Source organism: Fulvitalea axinellae (assembly GCF_036492835.1).
Taxonomy (GTDB): Bacteria; Bacteroidota; Bacteroidia; order Cytophagales; family Cyclobacteriaceae; genus Fulvitalea; species Fulvitalea axinellae.
The window spans coordinates 246,278-271,904 of the sequence record NZ_AP025316.1 but is presented as its reverse complement, the minus strand read 5'-3'; the positions used below and the strand labels follow the sequence as shown (position 1 = coordinate 271,904).

At 49.8% G+C, this 25,627-nt stretch carries 12 protein-coding genes; 11 read left to right on the top strand and 1 reads right to left on the bottom strand.

Annotated features, from left to right (window positions below; genetic code table 11):
* Positions 1-120: 120 nt before the first annotated feature.
* Entirely contained in the window at positions 121-1,425 is a 1,305-nt protein-coding gene (locus AABK39_RS21740; protein ID WP_338395100.1) for a hypothetical protein, read from the top strand.
* Between the two features lie 786 nt (positions 1,426-2,211).
* Here the strand turns inward: AABK39_RS21740 and AABK39_RS21735 are convergent.
* Positions 2,212-3,549, bottom strand: coding sequence for a Gfo/Idh/MocA family protein (locus tag AABK39_RS21735; RefSeq protein ID WP_338395099.1), 1,338 nt, complete (start codon positions 3,547-3,549; stop codon positions 2,212-2,214).
* Between the two features lie 919 nt (positions 3,550-4,468).
* Here AABK39_RS21735 and AABK39_RS21730 point away from each other — a divergent pair.
* The 10 genes from AABK39_RS21730 to AABK39_RS21685 all read left to right on the top strand — a co-directional run bounded on the left by AABK39_RS21730 (position 4,469) and on the right by AABK39_RS21685 (position 25,466).
* The gene (locus tag AABK39_RS21730) at positions 4,469-6,418 is read left to right on the top strand and encodes a LamG-like jellyroll fold domain-containing protein (RefSeq protein WP_338395098.1); all 1,950 of its coding nucleotides are present in this window, start codon (positions 4,469-4,471) and stop codon (positions 6,416-6,418) included.
* 725 nt (positions 6,419-7,143) lie between these two features.
* On the top strand, positions 7,144-9,297 hold the full coding sequence (locus AABK39_RS21725) for a fasciclin domain-containing protein (RefSeq protein ID WP_338395097.1): 2,154 nt from the start codon (positions 7,144-7,146) through the stop codon (positions 9,295-9,297).
* A 9-nt stretch (positions 9,298-9,306) separates the two neighbouring features.
* Positions 9,307-12,507 carry a SusC/RagA family TonB-linked outer membrane protein gene (locus tag AABK39_RS21720; protein ID WP_338395096.1) on the top strand — a complete coding sequence of 1,067 codons (3,201 nt, stop codon included), beginning with the start codon at positions 9,307-9,309 and terminating at the stop codon, positions 12,505-12,507.
* A 3-nt stretch (positions 12,508-12,510) separates the two neighbouring features.
* Positions 12,511-13,956: a RagB/SusD family nutrient uptake outer membrane protein gene (locus AABK39_RS21715; protein WP_338395095.1), complete on the top strand. Its 1,446-nt coding sequence runs from the start codon at positions 12,511-12,513 to the stop codon at positions 13,954-13,956.
* A 3-nt stretch (positions 13,957-13,959) separates the two neighbouring features.
* Positions 13,960-15,465, top strand: a complete 1,506-nt coding sequence (locus AABK39_RS21710) for a fasciclin domain-containing protein (RefSeq protein WP_338395094.1) — start codon at positions 13,960-13,962, stop codon at positions 15,463-15,465.
* Between the two features lie 6 nt (positions 15,466-15,471).
* On the top strand, positions 15,472-16,914 hold the full coding sequence (locus AABK39_RS21705; protein ID WP_338395093.1) for a fasciclin domain-containing protein: 1,443 nt from the start codon (positions 15,472-15,474) through the stop codon (positions 16,912-16,914).
* Between the two features lie 25 nt (positions 16,915-16,939).
* Positions 16,940-20,062, top strand: a complete 3,123-nt coding sequence (locus AABK39_RS21700) for a SusC/RagA family TonB-linked outer membrane protein (RefSeq protein ID WP_338395092.1) — start codon at positions 16,940-16,942, stop codon at positions 20,060-20,062.
* A gap of 7 nt (positions 20,063-20,069) precedes the next feature.
* Positions 20,070-21,632: a RagB/SusD family nutrient uptake outer membrane protein gene (locus AABK39_RS21695; protein WP_338395091.1), complete on the top strand. Its 1,563-nt coding sequence runs from the start codon at positions 20,070-20,072 to the stop codon at positions 21,630-21,632.
* A 171-nt stretch (positions 21,633-21,803) separates the two neighbouring features.
* Positions 21,804-23,306: a right-handed parallel beta-helix repeat-containing protein gene (locus tag AABK39_RS21690; RefSeq protein ID WP_338395090.1), complete on the top strand. Its 1,503-nt coding sequence runs from the start codon at positions 21,804-21,806 to the stop codon at positions 23,304-23,306.
* 231 nt (positions 23,307-23,537) lie between these two features.
* Positions 23,538-25,466 (top strand): discoidin domain-containing protein, encoded by a 1,929-nt coding sequence (locus AABK39_RS21685; protein WP_338395089.1) that lies wholly within the window; start codon positions 23,538-23,540, stop codon positions 25,464-25,466.
* Positions 25,467-25,627: the final 161 nt, after the last annotated feature.

Below are 25,627 nucleotides of genomic sequence, written 5' to 3'. Positions count from 1 at the left end.
TGGGATTTCCGTTGATTGAAGGTGGAATATGATTTCATCGGTACATATAGTTGACAGTAAGGCTTAGGATGTTGATATTCACGGATAATAAACTGTTTAGCCATTTATTTTCAATTTATCATGATGAGATCACTTTTACTTTTTTACCTAGCCTTTTTTATGCTGGCGGCGAATAGTGCCAATGCCCAGGACGGGTGGAAGTGGCCTGCCGGAAAAGAGAGCGAGGCGAAAGGAATTTATGAAAAGATGGGTACGGCTCTAAAGGGAGGCGATGCCAATTCGGCAAGGGCGCAACTTGTTTGGTTGCTGAACGAGGCGCCGGATCTGAGCCCGGAACTGTATGAGCAAGGGGCGAAAGTGTATCGCGAACTGGCGTTGAAAGAGGAGGGGAGTATGCTAAAGAAAACATACGCCGACTCCTGTGTTTTTCTTTATGACGTGCGCAAGCAAAAATTTGGCGCTTCCGACGAGATGCTCGCCGACCACGCTTCCGACGCTTATGCCGTGTTGAAAAAATACCGTTCGCTCTCTTCGCTGAACTATCTGCACACTATCCTGAAGGAAGCCGTCGAAAAAGGGGCCGACCTCAAGCCCGACGTTTTGCTCGGATATATGAAAACCACCAACTATTTCAAAAGCAAAGGCGCTCCTGTGTCTGACATTGAGGTGGTACGTTGCTTCAAGGCCGTAAACGAAGGTTTGGAGCGTAAGATCACCGGCGCGGCCAACAAGAAAGTTTTGGCCAAGTACAAGCACCTGAACAAATCGTACTTCAACAAGGCATTGCCATTGACTTGCGAATACGTACAGAGCAAGTACCAGGCGAAAGCCGACGCCCTGACTCCGGAAGAGGGCGAGGAAGTTTTGACTTTGCTCTCTGTAGTGGAATGCTCTGACAAAAGCCTTTTCTTGAAAGCCAGTGAGGCCATGCTGAAAGGCAAGCCTAGCCTTGGGTTGCTGAACAAGATTGCGGCGCAGATGATGGATTCGAAAAATTACGACAAGGCGCTGGAAAACTATAAGAAAGGCTTTGAGTTCGCAAAAACGGATGCCGAGAAGGCTGACCTTCATTTGGCTATGGCTTCTGCGTACGCAAAAAAGAAGCAAAAAGCCCAAGCGAGAAAAGAGGCTCTGGAAGCTGCCAAACTCGGAAGCGCCAAGAAAGCCTATACCTTTGTCGGTGATTTGTACATGGGATCGTTCTTGCAGTTGAAGCAAGGCAAAAACAGGGTGCATGACCACGCTATCTATATCGCCGCTTACAACATGTACAAAAAAGCGGGCAACAGCGCTGGTATGAAAAAAGCCAAAGCCAACTGGCCGAAGAAAGAGCATTTGTTTTCTTACTCCATCAAGGAAGGAACGCCGTATAAAATTGGCGGTTGGGTAGGAACCACCGTAAAGCTGGTCGGACGTCAGTATTAAGTCAAATAGCGTCGGAATTTTGACGGCGCTTACTTTTTGAAAAGAATAGCCCGTCTTTCCCTTTTATAGGAAGGATGGGCTTTTTTATTTTTTGCTTTTCGTAGTAGAGTGCAAAGTCATTCGGTAGCTTGATACTTGTGAAGTAATGGATTGAAAGTTAATTGTTTATAATTTTTAAACCTTATGCACCTGAACAAAATTATCCTTGTTTTTTCGTCTAATTGGTTAGTCTATTATTGATTCTAATGCGTTCCAAAAAACTAATTTCAGGCCTTTATTTTTCTTCCATAACCGCAATGCTTTTGGGTGGAAGAAAAATTTGTAGCCGTATTTAGAAGATTTTTTGGTTACTTTTTCATCTGAAAACTCAAGCGATAGCGTTCATGAACACCGCTGAAAGCAAACTCAAAACGTGAATAAAGTGACACCGGAGCTTGTTATAAGCAAGCTGTTTATGGTTTCGGGATATCGTCTTTTAAATGCCAATAATTATGTCGTAGTGCATTAGCTTAAAGGCTTTTGAAAAAACAAGGCCACCTCAAATAAAACCGAATCGGATTTTCTGAGATGGCCTTTGTATTAAGTTGCCGAACAACAATATGTTATTAAATTTCGGAGTCTTCTTTCCTTGCGGGCGATATCTCTGGCCTACAGTTCAATAACTTTTGTTTCCGAAACAGCTAAGCCTGTAAGGATTGTGAGTAAGGTATTGTGGGCTTAGAGGTTCCGTTACGTTTGTTATGTGGCTTTTAGCCGAAACTTGCGTAACTCCTAACGCTGTTTTCTTTAAGATACTTTAGGCTCCCAACCCGGCTCGTACTCGCGTCCCCAGAGTTTGTTGGCCTCTTTGTCTTTGCGTGGCACTTTACCCGTTTTAGGGTTAACAGTAATCGGACGCTCCAAACGTTGCGCAATTGTACCCAAGTGGCACAAGTGCGTTGAGATGGCCGCGTTACCGATTTCGGAATTAAGGGTATCGAGTCCGCGGATAGTTTGGATGAAGTTGCGCATATGCTGCACGGTAAGTCCGCCGCCACCTACGGTATCGGTAGTGCCCGACTGTTCCTTCTCGTTGATTCTCTTGATGCGCTTGCCGCTCAGGTCGTAAAGCTCGTAGAAGTTACGGTCGAGGCGGATAGAGCCCTTCGATCCCCAGATCGTCGCTCCCCTGCCAGGGTTGTATCCGTGCTTGTTACGGCTATGGCCTTCCCAACTGATGTACTTTCCGCCGTCGAATTTGTAAGTCACGTCCTGGGTGTCCACAAACTGCCAGTCGTCATCCTTGTACATAGACTTGGAACCGAAAGAAACAACCTGTGTCGGGTAGTCTACGCCCAGCGCCCAGCGACAAACGTCGATTTCGTGCGTACCGTTGTTATGGATTTCGCCTGTACCCCAAGTTCTGAACCAGTGCCAGTTGTAAGGGTGGATATTGTCACGGTAAGCTTCGCGCGGAGCGGGTCCTTGGAAAAGTTCCCAGTCCAAGTGGCTAGGTACGGCCACACGGTTACCTTTTCCGATGCTCTTTCTTGAGCTAGAGTAATAGGCTTTCGCTTTGAAAGGCTCACCGATAATACCTTCGCCGATTTCCTTGATGGCCAAGATAGAAGTGGCGGCCGAACGTTGCTGGTTACCCATCTGGCAAACCTTCTTGTATTTGCGCTGAGCTTTTACCAGCAATTCGCCTTCGCGAGCATTGTGGCTACACGGTTTCTCCACGTAAACGTGCTTTCCGGCTTCCATAGACCAGATGGCCATAGGTGCGTGCCAGTGCTCTGGCGTGGCGATAATCACCGCGTCGATGTCTTTTATCTCAACAAGCTTGCGGAAATCTTTCTCTACTTTCGGGATATATCCGAGGGTCGTCTCGCACCACTTGGCGTGAGCCGCAAGGATATTGTCATCCACGTCACAGCTGTACGCTACCTCTACGTTCTTCAGTTTCCCACAAGCGTCGGCCAAGGCTTTCATCCTGCTTCGGACACCAACCAATGCCACACGGACACGGTCGTTGGCGCCGATGACTTTGGCGTAGCTTTTAGTGGTGAAAATGCTTGAAGCGCCTACGGACATCGCCATAGTGCCCAAGCCCACTTTCTTCACAAAATCTCTTCTGCTTTTCATAAGGCATATTTTGTTTTGTCGTCTTACTTCTCTCGGCCGTATTTCCGCAAAAAAACTTCGTCTCCATGGTTTTGGAGTCGGGGAGGTTCCCTAATCCAAAAAAATCGTTTATCCGGAAACAGGCATAAACAATTATCCAATGTCGGGAATATGGTCGCGGAACAGTGGCGACGCTTACCGTGGCGTTTTTTCGCATTGGCTGAAGGCGTGGTAAAAACGTGCGGCTAGCGGTGCGCGTCGCGGTGTTTGGTCCCGATTCGAAAGCCAATATCTATCAAATCCGGCAAAAAATCCGCATGCGGATAAGATCATTTCCAAGACTATATATTATGTGTTTTGGTGTTGATAATCAGAGTGATACAAAAGCATATGCGACATGAGGTATCTTTTTCGGCCACATCTTTATACTGTATTTTTCGGCCTTCCCGGGGCTTGTACGACATAGTTTGTATGCGCTTAGGGAAGAAAGACTCCCGAAGGCGTACTGTCCGGAGATTACCCTTAGGCAGGTTTTTTTAAGTTTTTGACCAACCTTTGGAAAAAGGATGAAGCGTTTGTCCCGAAAGCGTTGTGGATCTTTGGCCTGCTTTGGTGTTTTTGATGTGAAAATTCAGTCTGTACAGAAACGGATTATGTCGTTTCCGTTATCGGACGTGTTTTAATTGTGAAGTTGTTGGTTCGTATTTAATATTTGTTTATTAGAATCGTATATTTACATATCTCCTTTTTGAAGGAAAGGCCAATCATTTTAACGATAAACGCAGCTGAAGGCGTGGCCTTAGTCTAGATACGCATCATTACTAATTTACTTTTGTTGGCCATTTTGGTCAGGCATTTCCTATATGGTTTCAGGCGGGCCGTTTGCGGCTTTTGGTCCTGCTATCGGTATGGGTTATGGCGAAGGTTAATATTTTTCGCAATGAGGAACGGCTTACTTTTGATATTGATTCTGGTTTGGGCTGTGTCGGTCCGGGCCGAAAAGTTGGAGAAACCGAACTGCAACGACAAGAACATCGGCGAGTGCTACCTTCTTGACGGCATTGATGATTTTGTGGACATCGGAGATATCGACATCGCCGACGGCTTTTCGGTTTCCTTTTGGATGAAGCCGGAAATCCCCTTTGACGCTTACAAATCCGATATTCTATTTTTGAATGATATTTTTGTTCTTTCTCTAAAGCACCCTAACCGAGGTATAGACCTTTTCTGTAAGGACGGTGGAAAGGAACATACATTGTCATTTCCTAACGTGGCTTTTAAAGAGAACGTTTGGCAATATCTTACCCTGAGGTATGTTGACGATACCTTCAGTTTGTTCTTGGACGGCGAATTAAAATCAGAGCTTGACATATCTTTGGCTATGCCGGAAAAGTCCCGTGCTCTTTTGGGCGCTTTTTTCGCCCGCGGTTATTTCAAAGGGAAAATGGCGAGGCATAAAATTCGTGAAGGACGTATATCCGACAGGAAAATTATAGCGGAATACGACAGTGTTTTGGTGTCGTACGCTCTCAGTGACGGTCTGTCATTCTTTCTTGGAGGCGATATTGACAGCTGGGCCAGTTTTATTGGCGAAAAGGCGGCCAGAGAGCTTGTGATTCCCCCTGTAGGCGATAAACCTGGTAAGTTTATTTATGACGGAACAAACCATTACTACCCTTCTACGAAGTCGATAAAGGCCGGAAATACCGGGACTATCTCGTTTTGGGCCATTCCCGTCCATGACGGCTCATTGATGACGGCGGTAAACCTGAACAATGTAATTACCATACGCTTCGAATATCGCTCAATACTCACCGCATCCATACCAGATGTAGAGAACTTTAACTGGACGCATGTCTCTTTCTCCCGAAATTTGCCTACTCATATTGTAATCACATACACCGAACACGGCGAGATAACCTGTTTCCTAAACGGAGAACGGTTAAAGGCTTTGAAAACCGGCCGGATATTAAGTAAACCTGCGACCACGGCCGTAATTGGCAATAATTATTGGGGACATATATTCACTGGCCAGCTATACGATATCGGGTATTGGACAAGGGTATTGGACGATGCTGAGATACAGGAATTGTATAGCTTTCCGGACGCTTCGCGAGAACTTTTGATATCCAATCCCGAACCTCAGGATTTTCCGGTCTATTGGGTGGGCTTTGCGGTTGTTCTTATCTGTGCGCTGGGCTTCGGTATTGGTCGTTATGCGAAAAAATTCCGTGTTGGAAGCGGAACAGAGGCTCCAAAGCAGGAAGAGATTATCGGTGCGATGAAAATCAGGCTGTTTGGACCTTTAGAGATATTGGATCGGGACAATGGTAACGTAGCCGATAAACTGACGCCAAAACTTCGTGAAATATTCTGCTTTTTGCTGTTGCGTAGCCTTCAGGACCGTCCCGTAACCACTGAGGAATTCCATAGAACCTTCTGGCCTGAATACGACAAGGAAAAGAGCAAAAACAACCGTAACGTATCCGTAAGGCGCATCCGGGAAGCCCTGAAGGCCTGCCCGGATATAGAATTGCACTACGATAAGCAGAACCTTTGGCAAATCAACCTCAAGAAACCTTCTATTTGCGACTACGAGCGGGTACGCGTACTTATTCGTCGTAATGGCTTGCCCGCCTTGTCCGACATATCCGAAATATTGGCTCGCGGGGGCTTCTGTCTCGATGAACGTAACCGTTCTTTACAACCATTCCGCATTATGTTGGAAGAGTGGCTACGCATGTGCTTGGATAAAGCAAAACGCCAAAAATCGTCAATGAAGCTGGAAGAATACCGTAAGATATTGGGACTCTTGCTAATGCATGATTCTGATTTCAAGGAATGTGAAACCGCTTTGGCCAAAGTAGGGCAAGAGCCGGAAATCAGATAAGATCATATTTAAAACAAACATAATAAGACAAGGCATACGCATGTCCAACGTAGAGACATAGCATGCCTTGTCTCCCATGCGGATGGTCACACCCTAATTTTTCTAAATAAACCAGCCATCCTATTCTGTCTTGGCTATTCGAATAGTAGCCGTTAGCTTGAAAGGCTTTCCTATAAATTTCCAATGAGCGCATAACGAAATCAGAGCGCTTGCAGAACCGTATACTCTTTTTCACCCCTCCCTCGAATACCGCCTATTCACCCTCATTCTATCCCTACTAACATGTGGGCTCTGCGTTATGTATAAAGCTTTGCAAGCAGAACAAGCGCTTACCTCGCATATCCACGAGTAAATTGGCCCAGCTCTAAATCTTCACCGTTATTTTTAAAAACACTAAACGCTATTCCTATCCTAAAAGAAAGTGCCTCGGTTTAACCGGAAATAAATGTTCTTTTTTAGTCTATTAATTTATGATAATGTTCAGTATTAAAATTAATGGGCATAAAAATCTGTTTTACAGGTTGTTGTGATAGTTTGTGATTCGATCAATATGCGTTTATTAATTTCCGCATGGCAGATTATAATTTTTGTAATCCTTTTTTAGGCGTGTACCGCGCATGTCCGTTACACCATTGAGCCCAATCTTCCGCACAGTTTTTCAAGCGGGCCGGAATCTAAATTCTGTTCCGCCCGTTTTGATTTTTATTTTACCAAACCGTTTTAGTATGAAGGTAAATTTTTACTCTATTCGGTATGGGCTGGTATTGTTGTTACTCTTGCTTTATGGCTGTAACGATGATATCGACCATCATGAAATTCCCGACAACCTGTCCGCTCGCCTAGTGGCGGGAATGGAACAGCAACCGGATCTTCAGCAATTCGTCAAAGGGATCGATATCCTGGATATACGGGAGGATTTGGAGAGTAGCGCCTACACGGTGTTTCCGCCTACCGACGAGGCCGTGCTGAAGTTTATCAAAGACAAGTACAACGCTTCGGACATCAGCGAGATTCCGGAAGAGGCCGTCAAGATGTTGGTCCGCGGGCATATCGTCCGTAATTCCATGTCTTGGGACTATCTGTTGATTCTCGGTCCGAATGGCGGGTTCCGTCCGGGACCGGACCAGCCTAACTGGGACATCAGGCTGTGGGACTTCAAGATTCCTACGATCTACAATGCCCCGCCGATAGTTGACACGGACCCCACAACGGGAAAAACCCGGAAGCTGTGGCGTAAGGCCAATTATCTGCCGATCCACTATTCGCACCAAAAGCTGGGCTTGCTGAATCCGGATGAGGACTACAAGTTGCTTTACCCGACTAGCGAGTACACGGGGTTTAACGTGCAGGGCGCCGTAGCCATCCGTCCGAACCAGGCGACGATCAACGGCTTTTTTCACGTAATCGACAGGGTGATTCCCACATTGGGCAATCCCGATCTGTTCTTAAAGGAAAATGCCGACGAATTCGGACTGTTTCGCGAGTTGATGACTCGTTTCGTGAAGTACAATTACACCGCTAAAGGTACCAACGAGCAGAAAGGCGAAGTAAAGGACAGCCTTTTCATCAAGTCGTATTACGGCAATCATTTCCGCTATTTCTGCGAAGACGTTACGGGCGAAGGCAATGTGTATCACGTATTGGGCCATGTGAACGATTTCTTTCCGCCGAACAACGAAGCGCTTCTCAATTACTTGACCGAGACGTTCGTAACGCCGGGCTATTACGGCTCCATTGAGGAGATTCCCGACGACGCGCTGGTTCCGTTGCTCAAAAACCACTACAAGCTGACCATGAACGGGGAAGGTACCCGTTGGTTGCGCCCTACGGAGTGGTCTTACTTTTCTTCGGGCCTCGGCCAGAAAGCGAGCATCGAGCCTTCCAACGTCGTAAAGACTGACTTTACTAACTCGGCCGTGATCTACGGACTTAACAAGGTTTTGGCTCCCGCGCTCTACAAATCCGCCTTGGGCAGGCTGGCTACCGACCCGGATTATTCCTATATGCTCAAGATTGTCAACGATATGGGCCTTGACGGAAGAATCATCGCCAGTCCGGATATGAAGGTGACTGTATTTATGCCTAGCAACCAAGCGATGGTAGCTTCGGGTTATGAATACGACGAGACCACCAACAAGTTTACGACGCCTACCAACACCGACGGTGTGGAGCCAAGGTTTTTGTCTTCATTGGTAATGCAACATGTTGTGTTGGAAGAGGATATCACCGATTTGCCCGATAAGCGTTTCGCCGAGAATATGAGTGGCGGGCAATACCTATCCATCAGCAAAGCCGGCGTATTGGGTGGCGGTAACTATCAGAAAAATGCCTCGAAGCCAGTCAAAATCCTCTTTAAGGAAGACAAAGGCGTAAACGGCACTTTCTACGGTATCGACAGGGTGCTTGAGCCTGCGGACAAGACGCCGGGAGAGTATCTGAGTGACAATTTCAGAACCGAGTTTTCGGAATTCCTGAAGTTGCTCAAATCGGCCGGTTATGTCGATGAACGCATGGAACTCACCAATCTTAGGGGCGAAGGCCCGTTCACGATTCTCGCTCCTTCAAATCAGGCGATTGTCGACAACAAGGACATAATCCCGACAGGGGACAGAAAGGCCTTGCGTGAGTTTTTGGATTACCACTTCCTGCGCCAAGACGCCGTCTTCGCCGACGGAACCGTACAGGGCGACCTGTTAACCACGCACAAGATCGGTACGGGGAAATATACGCCGCTTACCGTCCGCAACACTCCGGCAGAGCTGAGTTTTGTCGATGGAAAAGGACGTACGGTCAAGGCGATCGACGACGAACGCTACGGCAACTTCCCGGCGCTCAACGGCACGGTCCAACTCATAGACAACATTTTGCTGAGGGAATAATTTTTTGGCATGAAAAAACATTTAGGAATATATACGATACTCTGGGCCTTGCTATCCCTACCCGCTTTGGGGCAAAAGGGAACGCTGGTTCAGGGATATGTGAAGGACAAGCTTTCGGGCGAGGCTTTGCCAGGTGCGAACGTCATTGAGGTGGATAGCGAAAATCGCTTTCTTCAGGGCGTTCCCACCGACCTTAACGGCTTCTACATGCTCAAGCTTAGCTCCGACAACGCTAAAATCAGGATCACCTATGTGGGGTTCAAAACCCAACTTATAGATGTGAATGGCAGGTCGAAAATCAACATTACTTTGGAAGATGACTCGCAACTTCAAACCGTTGTGGTTCAGGAAGAACGATATACCTCCGACGGAATTATCGCTATCCGCGATAAGGTGTCGGCCATCTCCCAAGTAAAGCTCGACGACCTCGACGCTATGGGCGTGGCTTCCGTAGACCAAATGCTCCAGGGTAATATCAGTGGAGTGGACATCACGGCGCTCGGCGGCGATCCGGGTGCGGGTATGCAGATCCGTATTCGCGGTACCGCTACCATTACCGGCGACCGCGAACCGCTTATCGTGCTCGACGGAATGCCTTACGACGTGGATATCGACAACTCGTTCGATTTCAACGCAGCGGACCAACGCGATTTCGGAGCCTTGCTTTCCATTTCTCCGGAAGATATCGAGTCGATCGAAATCTTGAAAGACGCGGCTTCCGCGGCCATTTGGGGATCAAGGGCGGCAAACGGCGTAATCCAGATCAAAACCCGCCGTGGACGCAAGATGAAACCCCAACTTCGCTATAATTTCAAAGGTAGTGTGGAACAGCAACCCGACGCCATTCCTATGCTGAGTGGAGCCGACTACGCTATCTTGCAGAAAGACGCCCGTTTTGTGGCGGGCCAAAAGGGAGAATTCCGTGAGCTGAACTTTGACAAAGATTGGGAGCTTTATCATAACTATAGCCAAGACACTGATTGGCTGGACGCTATAACGCAGTTGGGAGCTAACCAAACCCACAATCTCTCATTGGCCGGTGGTGGCGAAAAAGCCAAATATCGCGTAGCTGCCGATTATTTCAACCAACAGGGAACCACCGTAGGCACTGGCCTCGACCGGATCTCGTTCCGGGCCAACCTTGACTACGACGTGTCGAACCGCCTGCGCATTTCCACCGACTTCGCCTATACCCGTTCGGATAACGACCGGACATTTTACGGCGACGAACGTGCGATCGCCTACCGCGTGATGCCGAATATGAGTATCTATGAGCGCGACACTTTGGGTAATCTTACCGGCCGTTATTTCCTCGATGATCGTCCAAATGTTTATCAGGAGACACGGAAGACAAACGAAAACGGTATCTATAATCCTGTTGCGGTAATCGACAAGGGTCGTCATAAGTATTTGGAAAACAGACTGCGTTCCGTTTTCAAGCTTAATTACCAAATGACGGATTACCTCTTGCTCCAAAGTTCGATCTCTTATGATTTGGTTAACGGCCGAACTGATAAATTTCTTCCGGCCGAAGCGTCGACCTCATCGTGGAGTGAGAGTGGCACCAACTTCTCGGCTGAAGGATCTTCGGAAAACTTTAGCGTACGTACCATGACCAAACTGATCTACACTCCGAATTTGGGAGTGGATCATGACCTTATGGTAATGGGACAGTGGGAAACCACCAATAGCGACGGCTCAACGTATTCTGCCCAAGGAGGCGCTTTGCCATCGGGCGAGTTTAACGATCCCGGTGTTGCCGGCGTAATCAGCGGTATGGGTTCGTCTACCAGCATAGGCAGGGCCATGGGCGGACTTGTGCGGACGCATTACAAATACAAAGACCGCTACATCTTCGGCGGTGGTGTGCGTACCGATGCCAGCTCGCAGTTCGGCGACGGTACCCGTTGGGGCATGTTTCCTTTCGCCAGTGCCGGTTGGAGGATCTCTGAAGAGGATTTCCTTTCGGAAGTCTCATGGCTCAACGAGCTTAAATTCCGTGGCGGTTTCGGTGTGAACGGCAATCCTCCCAGAGGTTTCGGACATTACAGCATTTACAAAACCACTACGCCATATTTGGGCTACGGAGGTATCGCTCCTGCAAACGCGAAACTCAAGAACCTGAGCTGGGAGCGTACCTATCAGTACAATGCTGGTGTCGATTTCCACGCTTTGGACAATCGTCTGCATGTGGAGATGGATGTTTACCGGAAAGAGACAACCGGACTGCTTTGGGATTTGGGAACGCCGTCATCTTCGGGTGTCGACAAGATCGTCCAGAATCAGGGCGGAATGCGTAACCAAGGAATAGAGCTCGCTCTTAGGGGAACTCCATACCGCGACGATAAGTGGCGTATCGACCTTGATTTCAATATCGCTCACAATGTCAACTCGGTGGTAGAGGTTCCGGAAACGTTTACTCCCGAAAGTGGCGATATGCTCAAAAACGGCAACTACGCCGTACGCGTTACCAAAGGTGATCCGTTGGGAGGTTTCTACGGTTACCGGTTCAAAGGTGTTTTCAAAGACCTCGATGCCGTAAAAGCCTATGACAAAGACGGAAACGTAATTATCGACCCGAACACAGACAAACCGCTCCGGATGTTGATGGGCGGAAGTAATTATGCCTTCACCGCCGGCGACGCCATTTATGACGACATAAATCACGACGGCGTAATCGACGAGAGCGACGTGGTATATCTCGGTTCCAGCAATCCGGATTACACGGGCGGTTTCGGCTTCAGGGTTTCTTACAAAGGCCTTAGCGTCAGTTCCAGATTCCACTACAGAGTGGGGCAGGATATCGTAAACCGGGCCCGGATGAACGCTGAGAATATGTTTAACCGCAACAACCAAGGAGCGGCTACCATGCGTCGTTGGAGGTTCAGTGGCGATGAGACAGATATGCCGCGCGCCATTTACGACAAAGGCTTTAACTGGTTGGGCTCGGACCGCTTTGTGGAAGAGGGTTCTTACTTGCGTTGGAAAAACCTCTCGATCAATTATCGTTTCGACAGGGAACTGATCAAGCGACTCAATTTCAAGGATTTGTCCGTTTTCTTCACGGCCTACAACCTGTACACTTTTACGGACTATACGGGACAGGACCCCGAAGTGCCATTGGGTGCGGATCCTTTCTTCTTCGGTGTCGATAATTCCACCACACCGCCAAGCCGGACATACACGCTGGGTCTAACCGTAATCTTCTAAACGATGAGAAAAGGAATCATATTTTTATACGCCTTGGCTACGCTCGGTTTGTCTACCGCCTGCGAGTCTTGGCTGAAGGTGGAGCCCCAGAACGACATCATCTTGGAAGACTATTGGAAATCCAAGGAAGACGTGCGCTCGGGACTTACCGCCGTGTACTCAAAGCTGAGGGAACAGACAAAGACCCTCTTTCTTTGGGGAGAATTGCGTAGCGGATCGTTGATAGACGGCCCCGCCGAAAACCAGGACTTCGAGCGCGTGCTTCGCTTGGAGATTCTTCGCGGTAATTCGGTGGCCAAATGGGGAGGCATCTATCAGGTGATCAACCTTGCCAACACCGTTATCAAATACGCTCCGGAAGTGCGTAAGTCGGATCTTTCGCTTTCGCGCAAAGAACTTAACGGCTATATGTCAGAGGCTTATTTCCTTCGTTCGGCCTGCTATTTCTATCTGCTCCGGACATTCAAGGAAATTCCCCTGCACCTGGAACCCACCGATTCGGACGACGTGGACATTCACCTGCCCGGCAGTCCCGAAGCCGACGTATTGGCCCGGATTATCGAAGACCTCGAATGGGCTGAACGCTACGCCGTAAAAGGCTTCGAAGAGTTGGAAGACGGCAAAGGCCTGGCCACCAAGGCGGCGATACAGGCGCTGTTGGCCGATGTTTATCTCTGGAACAGCCAATACGACGAGTGCGTGCTGATGTGCGACAAGATCATCAACCGCGCCGCTTACCGCCTGATGGAGAAAGACGCTTGGGACAATATCTTCTCTAGAGGAAACACTAACGAAGGTATTTATGAAATACAGTTCGATGCCAGCCTGAACCAACATTTACCGGAAGCTGGTAAAGGTAAGACCCCGATGTGGACGTTCCTAGGCCCGTTGACCAAAGACCAGCCCGAGTTTCTGGCTAGTCCGACAATGATCGGCAAGTTTGAGGAAGAGGACGTGCGTGGCGAAGACGCTTCGTATATCGCCGGACGCGTGTCGAAGTTTTACCTTAGCGCAAAACGGATTCAGCTCGACGCCAACTGGATACTCTACCGTTACGCCGATGTTTTGCTGATGAAAGCCGAAGCGCTAGTTCAGAAAGGCGACTACTTCGGTGCCCAGAAAGAGCTTAACCTCGTACGTGAGCGCGCAGGCCTCGCCGATCAGGTATTGCCTGACAACAGGGCCAACGCCGAGGACATGATCCTTGAGGAACGCGCCCGCGAGTTCGCTTTTGAGGGCAAACGCTGGTTCGATCTTCTGCGCTACTCCAAGCGCAATAATTTCGAGCGCAAAAACATCATCCTGCGGGCCCTTTTGGCCGGGGTGGAGCCGGGCGATATTCCAAAATGGACCAGCCTGTTGTCCGACCCCGACAGCTACTATCTGCCTATTCACATCGACGAATTGCGCAGTAACCCGGAATTGGTTCAAAACCCTTACTACGACTAAGGCATGAAGGATTTTAAACACATTATATCGAAATACGCCGGAGCGTTGGTGGTGGCCGTGGCCCTGCTCGCCTCTTGCGACGATATCGGGAACGATACGTTTAAGGAACCGAAATACCAGACCGGCATCCAATACATGGAAGAGGATCCGGACGGAAGTTATGACCGTTGGCTCGAAATCGTTAAGGCCTCTGACTATTACGGATTGCTCAACGCCAGGGGAGACTACACTTTCTTCGCCTGCGACAATGAGTCTGTTGAAGCGTTTCTGGCGGAAAAAGGGGGTATGGGCGCCCTTGAGAAAGACTACGTCAACCGCTTGGTACGCAACCATGTGGTAATGTCTCGCCTTACGAGCTTCGGTATGCGCCAAGGCCCGATGCCCGACACCACCATGAACGGCGATTACCTTACGGTAAACTTTCGCGAAGGCGGCCTGAACAATATGCTGATCAACCATCAGGCGAAAATCACCGAAAGGGATGTGGAATGCTCCAACGGGATGTTCCATACCGTAGACAAAGTCCTTGAGCCTCTGAAGGAAGGACTGTCTTCCGTTATCAGTAAAGACGCCCGTTTCGGAATCTTCGCCGGCGCTGTGGAAAAGACCGGTTTGGCTGAAGAACTGGACAAACTTACGGCCGAAAACGGTGACCTGTTGCGCTATACGGTGCTGATAGAAACGGACGATATTTACAAGAAAGAGGGAATCAATAACCTCGACGCTTTGGTGGAAAAGCTGGGCGCGGGTTCTGATTTCACTTCGCCAACCAATGCGCTAAACCGCTTTGTGCGCTATCACGTATTGGGCGTAAAGCTCTACTCCACTCGTTTCCGCGACTACGTTTTCCCTACGTTGGGCAAAGAGATGGTACGCATGATGGTGCGTGACGGAAGCTATTTGATCAACCCCGTATTTGACGATTTCGGAGGGCTTCTAACGGAAAAATCGAACAAGGTTGACCTTTTCAATATGGACTTTCAGGGATCGAACGGCGTATTCCATATCCTCGACAAAGTGATGTACGAGGAATCGCCTGAGCCGTCGGCTTTTATCTACGACCCTTGCGACGTGCCGGAGCTGGACTACCTGCGCCACAAACGTCGCGATTTTGTTCATGTCGATCAGATCAAATCATGGAGAGGCCAAGGCCATGTGTCGTTCGAGTACCGCTACATGACATCGTCCGCGCTGTACGAGAGAGACAATATCGTGTCTTACGTGGAAAACGGATGGTTCGAATTCGACACTCCCGCCATTATCAAGGGCAAATACAGGCTGAACTGCAGCTTCTGGCAAGAGTGGAACGGAGGCCCGGGCGCCAAGTCTACCGTAAGGGTTTATGTTGACGGAAAACTTTCGGACAGGATTGTCAAGCAGGGCGAAGACAACGTGGATATCGGCGTGTTCGAATTCACGGAAAACAAGACGCACGTGATCCGCTTCGAGAGCCTTGTGGGCGGTGGGCAGTTCGCCTTCGACCGCATTAGTTTTACTCCAGTAAAATAAATTCCCATGAGAAATTCTTTCATAAGAAATACGATTCTCTTTGCCGCGCTGGCTCTGGCGTTTTGGGCTTGCGACGAGCGGGATGATTATATAGACGACAACGGCGACGGTCTTGTGCGGAAAATGACCGTGGGCGAGTTTTTGGCTTCCGACGCCGAGACCGCCGGCATCGCCGACTTATTGAAGCGCCACGGATATATGGACAGCGTTTCGGGCAAACGTCCGGTTACGTTTTTCGTTCCGCCCAAGGGCGCTTTGGAAGGGCTTTCCATTTCCGAAGATTCCATGAAGAGCGTGCTTTCCTACCATATCGGGAACACTTTGCTCTACGATTTCCAAATCGAGGACGGAAAAGACCTGTATGTGAAGTCCCTTTATAAAGGAAAAAACATCTGGGCCGAAAAAAGCGGTGGCGCTATCCGTATCGATCTGTCGACCAATACCCAAGGTGATCCCATCCTTTGCTCAAACGGCGTGGTTTACAAGATCGACCATGTGTTGGAACCGCCGAAAAGTATTTTTCAGGCGGTGTCCGAATTGCCGGGTGATTTTGAGGAATTCAGGGAGTATTTGCTCAAGGACACCTTGGTTTTCGATAAGGAAAACAGCTTTCCGGTAGGGACTAATAAATATGGTGAAACGGTTTACGATTCCGCTTGGGTCACTGACTTCTTGTATCGTACGGAAGTGGGCGACATCAAGGACGAGGACCGTAAATTCTCCTGCGTAGCCTATGACGAAGATGCCTTTTTAGCCACACTCGACAAGTTGGTGGAGCGCTATTATGGCGACGCGTCCAACGCGCCGGACGGAATGCTGAAGGACAAAGAATGGAACAAGCGTTTCCGCGAAGCGCTTCTGGAAGCGACTTTGGTCGAGGCCCCGGAAGCGGACTTGGCCGTAGGAGATACCCTGCGCACCACCAACGGACGCAAGATAGTGGTAACCCAAAACTGGCTGGACAATAATCCGAAAAAGCGCAGTAACGGATTTCTCTACGAAATGGATCACGTTGACGTGCTGATGTCCGATAAGATGGGAAAAATAATTGTCGCCGACGGCTCTATCCGTTCCAATTTCAGGGTATATGACAACGGCGCCGAAGTGGATTTCGAGCTTGTGGTAAGCGGCAACGGAGTAAACTACGGAGTGCTTACTTCGGACAAACCCTTCAGTTGCGATTACGGAATAGGTGGCCTGATGGCTGGCAAGTACGCGTTGCGGATCCAAGGCTTTACCGACGATCCGTCTGTTAGCAAACTTACTCTGGACGGCAAGATCTTGACTAGCAGTTTCAAGCCGACCAGCGAATTCGGAAACTGGTTTAAAGGCAGAAGCTTCGACCAATTCGGTGGGCGGATCCTGAAGTTTGAGGTAACGGACGCCAATACCGCTGGAAAATACAAATTGGGAATCGGGAACCTGTTTATGGTACCGATAAGGGAATAACCGGAGGCCGGAAAATTTTTACAGTATGAAACAAATTTTGACAAATATATGGGTCATCGTGGCTTTGCTGTGTTCCGGGCATGTGATAGCCCAGGACAAAGTGTCCGGCACGGTGGCGAACTTCCGGGGCGTAGCGCCTTTGGAAGGTGTAGTGGTCAACTTGATAGGCAGTGACGGCGTGTCTACGTTTACCGACGCCGAAGGTCGCTACGAGTTGCCCCTGTCATCGACTCAGGAAGTGGCCTTGGAATTCGCCTACGCCGGTTTCAAGACCAAAAGGGTTTATCTCAACGGCCGTTCGGTTGTGTCTATACGCCTGGAGCCCGTCGCCGGCCTTTCCGCCGACGATATTGTCCGGACGCCTTCCGGCTATGCTCCGCTTCGCGATTTTAGCGGCGCGGGAGTCACCCTTACGGCTTCGGATCTTGACCGCAAAGGCTATCTGACTTTGGACAAGGCCTTGCAGGGAATGGTGCCTGGCCTTATGGTGGAATCACGCTCAGGAACTTCCGCTTCTGGCGGAACCATGACTTTGCGCGGCGCCGGCTCCATGTCCGGTAATGTTCAGCCTTTGATCGTGGTTGATGGCGTGATATACGAAACCAATCTAGGCTCGGTTAGCGCCGTGGACGGGTACGTTTTCAATCCTTTGGCCAATATCAATATCAGGGATATCGCTCAGGTGACTGTTATGAAAGACGGTGCCACGGCCCTTTACGGAAGTTTGGCAGCCAACGGAGTTATCCTGATCTATACCAAGGACAGTGACGTTAAGAGAACACGGGTAGACTTTTCGGCCAGTATAGGCACACGCTTCGCTCCGGAAAAACACCGTTTGCTTAACGCTTCCGAGTTCCGTAATCTGGCTTTGGAACAGATGTACGGAGCCGATATGAGTTATGAGGATATCGCCGACGAGCATCCTTTTATGGTAAATCAGGCCGAAGGCGAGGAATTCCATCGCTATGACCGTGATACCGACTGGCAAGATGAAGTATGGAAAACATCGCTGACCAGCCAATACGGTTTGGACATCCAAGGCGGTGACGATATCGCTTCCTATAATCTTTCGGTAGGATATACCAAAAATCAGGACGTGGTTCAGGAGACTGATTTCGAAGTGTTTGACTTCTCTATCGGCGCCCGGATCAAATTACTCAAAAGCCTAACCGTTAGGCCAAGAGTGTCGCTTTCGCGTATTAGCTCCAATCTTAGGGGCGAGGGGTATAACGAGACTATCAACCCGGGACTGGCCTCATTGCACAAGTCGCCGATGATGGGTGTTTATCGCCGAAGCGAAAAAGGCTACGCTTTGCCGTTTTATGATGAGGTGGGCGCCTTTGGCGTAAGTAATCCGCGTTCGATTATCGATAACGGAATCGGGAGTCACAACGATTTCCGTATGCGCGCCGGCGCCGACGCCGTTCAGAATATCGCCAAAGGTCTTGATTTCAGGTTCAATGCCACCGTTGACTTGTTTAACCTTAAGGAGAACTCCTTCGTACCGGAAACGGGCGTGGTTTCGCAACTCGACGGCTATGCCCGCAACCTGATGGGTAGCGGTCAGCGCCAGTTCCTGTCTATGCTTTCGGAGGCTTCTTTGAATTATCAGAAAACCTTCGGGTTCAAGCATAAGATTAATGTCCGTGTGGGGTCCAGACTGAAGATGAGCGACCTTGAAGAGGAACTCGCTACCGATATCAACTCTCCTTCGGACCGTTTTACCGTGATCGGTCGCGGCGACAAAACCTTCCGAGATCTTGAGCCGAACAACGGCCGCTGGAATATGATCAGCTTCTTCGGTTCTTCCGAATACGCTTACCTCGACCGTTATTACCTGAGCGTAAACGTATCGGTGGACGGAAATTCCAAATTCGGCGTTAACGAGCGTTACGCCACTTTCCCGTCCGTTTCCGGAGCTTGGAGAATCACTTCCGAGCCGTTTATGGCCAATGTCAGCTTTATGGATGACCTGAAGCTCCGCGCCAGCTACGGCCTTACGGGCAACGACGATATCGGATACTACTCGTCCCGTTTCTACTACGTGGCCGTGCCGTTTATGGGCGTGTCGGGCGCGAAGCGTAACGGTATTCCGAGTACCGACCTTAAGTGGGAAACCACTACGCAGACCAACGTTGGCCTCGATGTGGATATGCTCGGCGCAAGGGTACGTGCCAGCGTCGATGTATACAAGTCCGTTACCGACGACTTGCTTACAGTTATGCCACTTTCTTCCATTTATGGTAGCAATCCGCTGTTCAGCAACGCCGGTTCGGTGGAAAACACCGGAGTGGAACTCGGTCTTAATGTAGACGTTATCCGGACCAAGGACCTGATCTTGACTTTGGGCGGAACATTCGCCAAGAATACCAACGAGGTAACGGCGCTTGGTGACAACGCCTTGAACAACAGCCGTTACGGCCAACATATCATCACGGATATTCACGGCGGACAAGTGATAACCCAAGTAGGCCAACCTATCAATACTTTCTTCGGCTATAAGTCTATGGGAGTGATAGCTTCCGCACAGGAGGCCGAAGCATTGGGACTTACCGACCGTTACGGAAATCCATTCCGTGCCGGCGATATCCGTTTTCAGGATACCAACGGAGACAAAGTGATAAACGAAGACGACCGTACCGCCATCGGAAGTGCACAGCCGGATTTCTTCGGCTCCATATCGGCCAGCCTCCGCTACAAGAGGTTCAGCGCCAGCATGCTTTGGGACTTCGTTTCGGGCAACGACATCTACAACTACACACGCCGCGGTATGGAATCTATGACCGACTACAAAAACCAAAGCGCCTCCGTAGAGCGCCGTTGGAGAGTGGACGGCCAGCGGACAGATATGCCACGAGCCCGTTTTGGCGACCCGATGGGCAACGCCCGTTTCTCCGATCGCTGGATCGAGGACGGATCCTTCATCCGCCTCAAAAACGTGACGGTGGCCTACGATTTCGATATCGACAGCAAAATCGTCAGATCGCTCAGCGCTTACGTGTCCGGCAACACCCTGCTTACGCTTTCCAAGTATCTGGGAACCAACCCCGACGTGTCGTACAACGGCAACGTGATGCTCCAAGGCGTGGACTACGGGAAGGTGCCGCAGGTGGCTACGCTGATGATGGGAGTTAAGTTGGGAATCTAAATTTTGGATGATGAAAACCAGTAACAACCTTAATAGCGGATTACGGGGCCTTTTTACGGCACTGCTCTGCGTATCGATGTTTTCCTGCTCAGATTTCTTCAATCCCGAGCAGGATCTCATCCAGGAAAAGGACGAACACTATAATTCTCTCGACAAAGTGCGCCGCGCTACTGTCGGCGCATACGCTGGCCTTCAGCCTTTGGTCGAGTCGTTGATAGTGATGGGCGATCTGCGCGCCGACCTTCTGGTAACTACCCAGAACTACGACGCGGATCTTCTGGAAATTGACAAGCACGAAATATCGGCCAACAACCCTTACGCCAGTCCGGACCCGTTTTACGACGTGATTCTGGATTGCAACGACATCTTGGCCAATCTGGAAAAATCCGCTGTCGATCCGAAGATGACCGAGCTGAAGATTGAAGCCTACGAGGCCGAGATTCGCACGATCCGGGCATGGGTTTACCTACAGCTGGCGCAGACTTTCAAGGAAGTGCCGATGGTAAAAGAGAGCCTCGACGGCCATTTTCCCGGCTACGAACCCCGCGTTTACGATTTCTCCACTATGCTCAACTGGCTGGTAAAGGAGTTGGAATGGGCTAATGAGAAATCGAGGCTCGACTGGACAGCGCTGGACGAAAACCCCGTTTGGAAAAAGGTTTATATCAACAGGAAAGCGTTGCTGGGAGAGCTATACCTTCTAACGGGTAATTTTAACGCCTCGGTTGATGTGTTGAAAGACTGCATCTTAAACGATGGCAATGATGCGGACGAAGACGTTCTGAAGTGCGCTCCTGTCTCGGGAACATCCGCATGGAAACGCTCTTGGTTTAAGATTAAGGACGGGGTGAGTGGTTTCGAGCACCTGTCTGTAATCCCTTTTGCCAAGGATCAGCGCCAGACCAACCGTTTGATGAATCTTTTCTCCAATGACAAAATCCACCGTTATGTTTTGAAGCCCTCGCGGGTGGCCGTGGCCAAATGGGAAGCCCAAGAGCTGAAAGACGGTTCGGGAATATTGGAAGGCGACTTGTACAGGGGCCAATTGGCTTCCTATGCCGTAATGGATAAGGATACAATCGTTTATAAATACCAAGTGGGAAAAAGTGTCAACCAAAACGACGCCGTGCACACGATCTACCGCGCCGCCGACTTGCACTTGCTTCTTGCCGAGGCGCTTAACCAATCCGGCCAAAGCGAGGATGCCCTTAAGGTAATCAACGAAAAGACGGTTGGCGTAAAAGAGTCGGTGGGAATCCGCGGACGGGTAGGCCTAAAGCCGGTCAGGATGGTGGATTTGAAAGACCAGAACCCCGCTTTGGCCTCTGACGAGAAAGCGTTGGTGGAACTGGCCCTTTTGGAAGAGCGGGCGATGGAATTCGCCTTCGAAGGCCGTCGTTGGAACACGCTGGTCCGTTTCGCCGACAGGGCGGGTGCCCCGTTGATTTTGGCCGAAAGGGTAGCTTCGAAATACAAGCAGAACGATCCGCAGCTCTATGCCAGACTGAAAGAAAAGCTGTCTTCGCAAGACAACTGGAAGCTGGTAATGCCAGAGTTGAAAAAGGATTGATAGGGTAAAAGGTATGAAGTACTAAGTCAAAAGAAGAATGGTTTAAGGGTTAATCATTTGTTTTTCAGGGGTCTGTTTTGTCTTTAAGCAGTCTCTTTACGCTTTACTATTTACTTTGTACTACTTAATACCTGATACCAAATACCAATTTCTACAATAAACATCGGAACGATGAGAAAAAATATATTCTTCGCATACCTCGGCCTGCTGTTTTTGGCTGTGGCTTGCGACAAAGACAACGACCCGGAGGTCGTGGACGAGGCTTTTCTGGAGGTAACGACGGAAATAGCCCGCGACATCACGGCCGAAGGCGCCCAGCTTCGCGGTATCTTGCGGTCGGAGGGAGCTACCAAGCCCGAAGGCTTCGGCTTCAACTACTGGGTACAGGGCGACGTAAGCACGCTCAAGACGGTAAAGGCGGAATACAACGCCTCAGACAAGACCTTCACGGCCAAGATTTCGGGTCTGAAGTCGTACACCGGTTACGCTTATACGGCTTTCGCCGAAGATAAGGTATCAAAAGAGGAAGGCGACGTGCTAACGGTAAAAACCTCCGTTGACCCTAGCGTAAAGAAGATGCAACTCGGCATTGGCGAGCCTTCTTACATTTCCTTTAACAAAGCCACTATCACCGGCGAGTTGGTCAGCGAAGGCAACAGCCAGCAGTCTACCGTCAGCTTTTACCTTTGGGAAAAGGGAACATTGGACCAAGAGCGGACAATCGAGGCCGAAAAAGGGGAGGGAACAGCCCTTAAGGGTGACGTTATCAACCTGAAGCCCGGTATTGAGTACGCCTACACCTTGGTGGGCGCCAACGAATTGGGAACAGTATCCAGCGATACCTTGACTTTTACCGCCAAATCGGTGGTGTATGTCGATATCGACGCCAAAGGCGAAGGGGACGGAACGTCTTGGACTGACGCCTATACCAGCCTCAAAACAGCTGTTGAGAGTGTGCCTTTCGGAGTCAAGATCTGGGTAGCCGAAGGCCTGTACAAGGAATTCGGAATTCCGTTAAAGCGCGGCTTCGATATGTACGGAGGCTTTTCAGGGACGGAGACCGAGCTTGATCAGCGAGATCCTAAAGACCACCCGACATTGGTGGGTCGTGAGGCGATGTTTGAAGGTAATCCAGCAGATCAGCTTCCTATTTTCGTCCGTAAGTACGGCCATAAGCTCGACGCTTCCATAATTGACGGTTTTACTTTCCAATATGGCGCCGGCACTTACGGTGGCGTATGTGACCTTACGCAGGGAAGCCCAAGATTTACGGATTGTGTATTCAAAGGTAACCGTTCGCACCATGGTGGTGTGATGCTTATTCAGGCCAGTGAAGCACGCTTTACCCGTTGCGTATTCGTGGAAAACAACGCTGTCACTGCCGGCGGAGCGTTCAGGGTTTACAGAAACGCCAGTGTGGCTTTCGACGAGTGCGAATTTGTCGGTAACAATACTAAATACGGCGGTGCGCTTTACTTGGACCTGAGCGTAACGATCAGAAACGGAATATTCCGCGATAACTCAGCGTCCGAAGACGGTAACGCTATACGTGTTATGAACGGCGCTTGCCCGGTATTCGTCGGCGACGCTTTTGTTTTCGATAACAATACCGGTAAAAACGATGGGCCCCTTGGTGGCCCGGCGGCCAAAAAGTGCGATATGCCGATATTTTGATCGGAGATGAGGCGTGTAAAAAAATAGCGGGGAACGGTAGGCGAAACATATGGGGACAGGGCTTAGCCTGTCCGCTCACCGCACCGCATTTTTGCATGCGCCCAATAAATTTGTAACAAGATATAAAGGCCAAAGAGAAATCAGGAGTGATAAAACAGAGCCCAAGGGCCTAATACCGATAACTCCGTATTCTTTGTCCTTTACTATCGAAAAACTTTTTATTGAAAAAAGATGAGACATATATATAGATCTGTACTGGCGCTTTGCGCGGGCGCGGCGATGTTCTCCTGCCAAGAGGACGAGCTTGACGTAACCGCCCCCGGCGAAGACAAGTTCGACCTGCCCGTACTGCACGTTATCAACGATGTGTCGCAGTATTGGGACCCGAATCTCTTCGGTAGCAAAGAGGGCTTCCTGTCTTTCTTGGATGACGCTGACGGGCAATACGAAACCGTCTCGTTTCCGGTGCCGGGGAAAGCCGGTGGCTTGGGCAAAAACGCTTGGAACATTTTCCTTAATACCAAGGTGAATTTGCCTTACACCGCTTCTGATATCCAAGCGCTAAAGGATTTCCATGGTAAAGGAAAAGCGTTATGCTTCTTTGCCATGGAAAACGGACAGGCGTTAACCAATCCTAACGCCCTGGCCGGCGAGTTCGGTTTCGGTTTTTCGGCTGGCCCCGTTGGCAATCTCAGTAATACTGACGGCGGTAGCGTAGAAGCTATGAACAACGGCTTTTTCCTTGATCTCAAAACCGCAGGGGATTGGAATGTCTTGGTGAAATCAGGAGACAAGCCCGTTGTGGCCGTTAAGAAAGAAGGCAAAAAAACTATTTTGGCTTCGGGTATAGACTTGTTCTCGGGCCTAAAGCAGAATAACGCCGACTTCTATAAGTCCGTAATGCTAAATATTGCCAAGGAGTCGCCCGGGTTGGTATCGGCGTCAAAAATCCAGTACGCCGGTTTGCCCGTGGCCCTTAGTACTGATAACGCTGATTATTTGGCCAACGAGTATCTAAAAGACCGGATAGACGGAGTCAAAGCCCGCATCGAAGCGATGCTTCCGCATGTCAAAGACCTAACGGGGCTTTCCGAAGATGGGGACCTGCGTGTGCTTCTGACCGTGTCGGATCAATTGCCCGATGTGGAAGGCGAGACTGTTGTGTTGGGCGGTTTTATCGGTGATTATCCAAATCAGGAAAAAGGCATGTCCACCGCGGCGGCAATGGGCGCTTACCAGTGGCTTAGCAATTACCAGCCGGACGTAATGGGCAATGGGGCCTTGGCGTTGCTTACGGCCGTAAAAGCCGCGGAAAACGCTGGCCTTACCGGCTTGCGAGACGAGTTTGTGGCCCCGATAATTCAGATGGCCAAGGCCCACCCGGCCTACGCCTCTTTCGATCCTTTCGGAATGGAACTGGCCGAAGCCGCCAAATACCCTCGTTATTTGGGCTTGGGCAAAGCGTTGGTAGTGCTGGAAGGTTTGGCCGAAAAACACGGGGACGATTTTCTCAAAGACTTCTTCGCGTTTAGAAACGAGCGCCTCCCCGCCGGCTTCGATAGCAATCCGGCTAACCTAATCTGGGCCCTCGGCGAAATGGACGGCAATTCCGACGCTTCCTTTACAGCCTTCCGTGACGCCGGCTACGGCGTGGATGACCTGATGGTGACTGTTCCCGGCTCTTACGAAAGCGAAAAGATCGATCCTTCGGTGTTTAAGGTCGTGAGTTCTATCGGCACAAACGGCGGCTATCCGCCGAGCAATATGTTTGATGGAAATAAAGGTTCCTTCTGGCATACGCTATGGGGAGGTTCCTCTCCGCCGTATCCGCATGAACTTTCCTTCGAAATGGACAAGAGCAGAGCCGTGGCTAATTTCACCTATACACCCCGGCAAGGGCTGGCCGACCATATCGCCCATGCGTATTTCTATGTCAGCGATGACAAAGACAACTGGGGAGAGCCTGTAGCCGAATACGTTTGGAAAAAGGGATACACGGCGGAAGATAAAAAGATCTACTGCTCCAAGTTCAAGAAGGGACGGTTCTGGAAAATAAGCATCACGGAATTCTGGAGGAACGGCAACCCTATTGGAGGGCCGCAATCCAATATCGCTGAAATGGAGGTCCATGAATACAAAGGCCCAGCCAAAAAAGAATAGCGATACAAACCGTAGAGGCAAGGCCATGCCCTGTCTAACATCTAAGGTTTTAACCAACAATAGGGAAATAAGATAAAGAACATAGGCAAATAGGTTCGTCGCCCGACGGGACGCGTTGGGCGGAAATAAAGGCCGTACCTTTTGGTGCGGCTTTTTTTGTT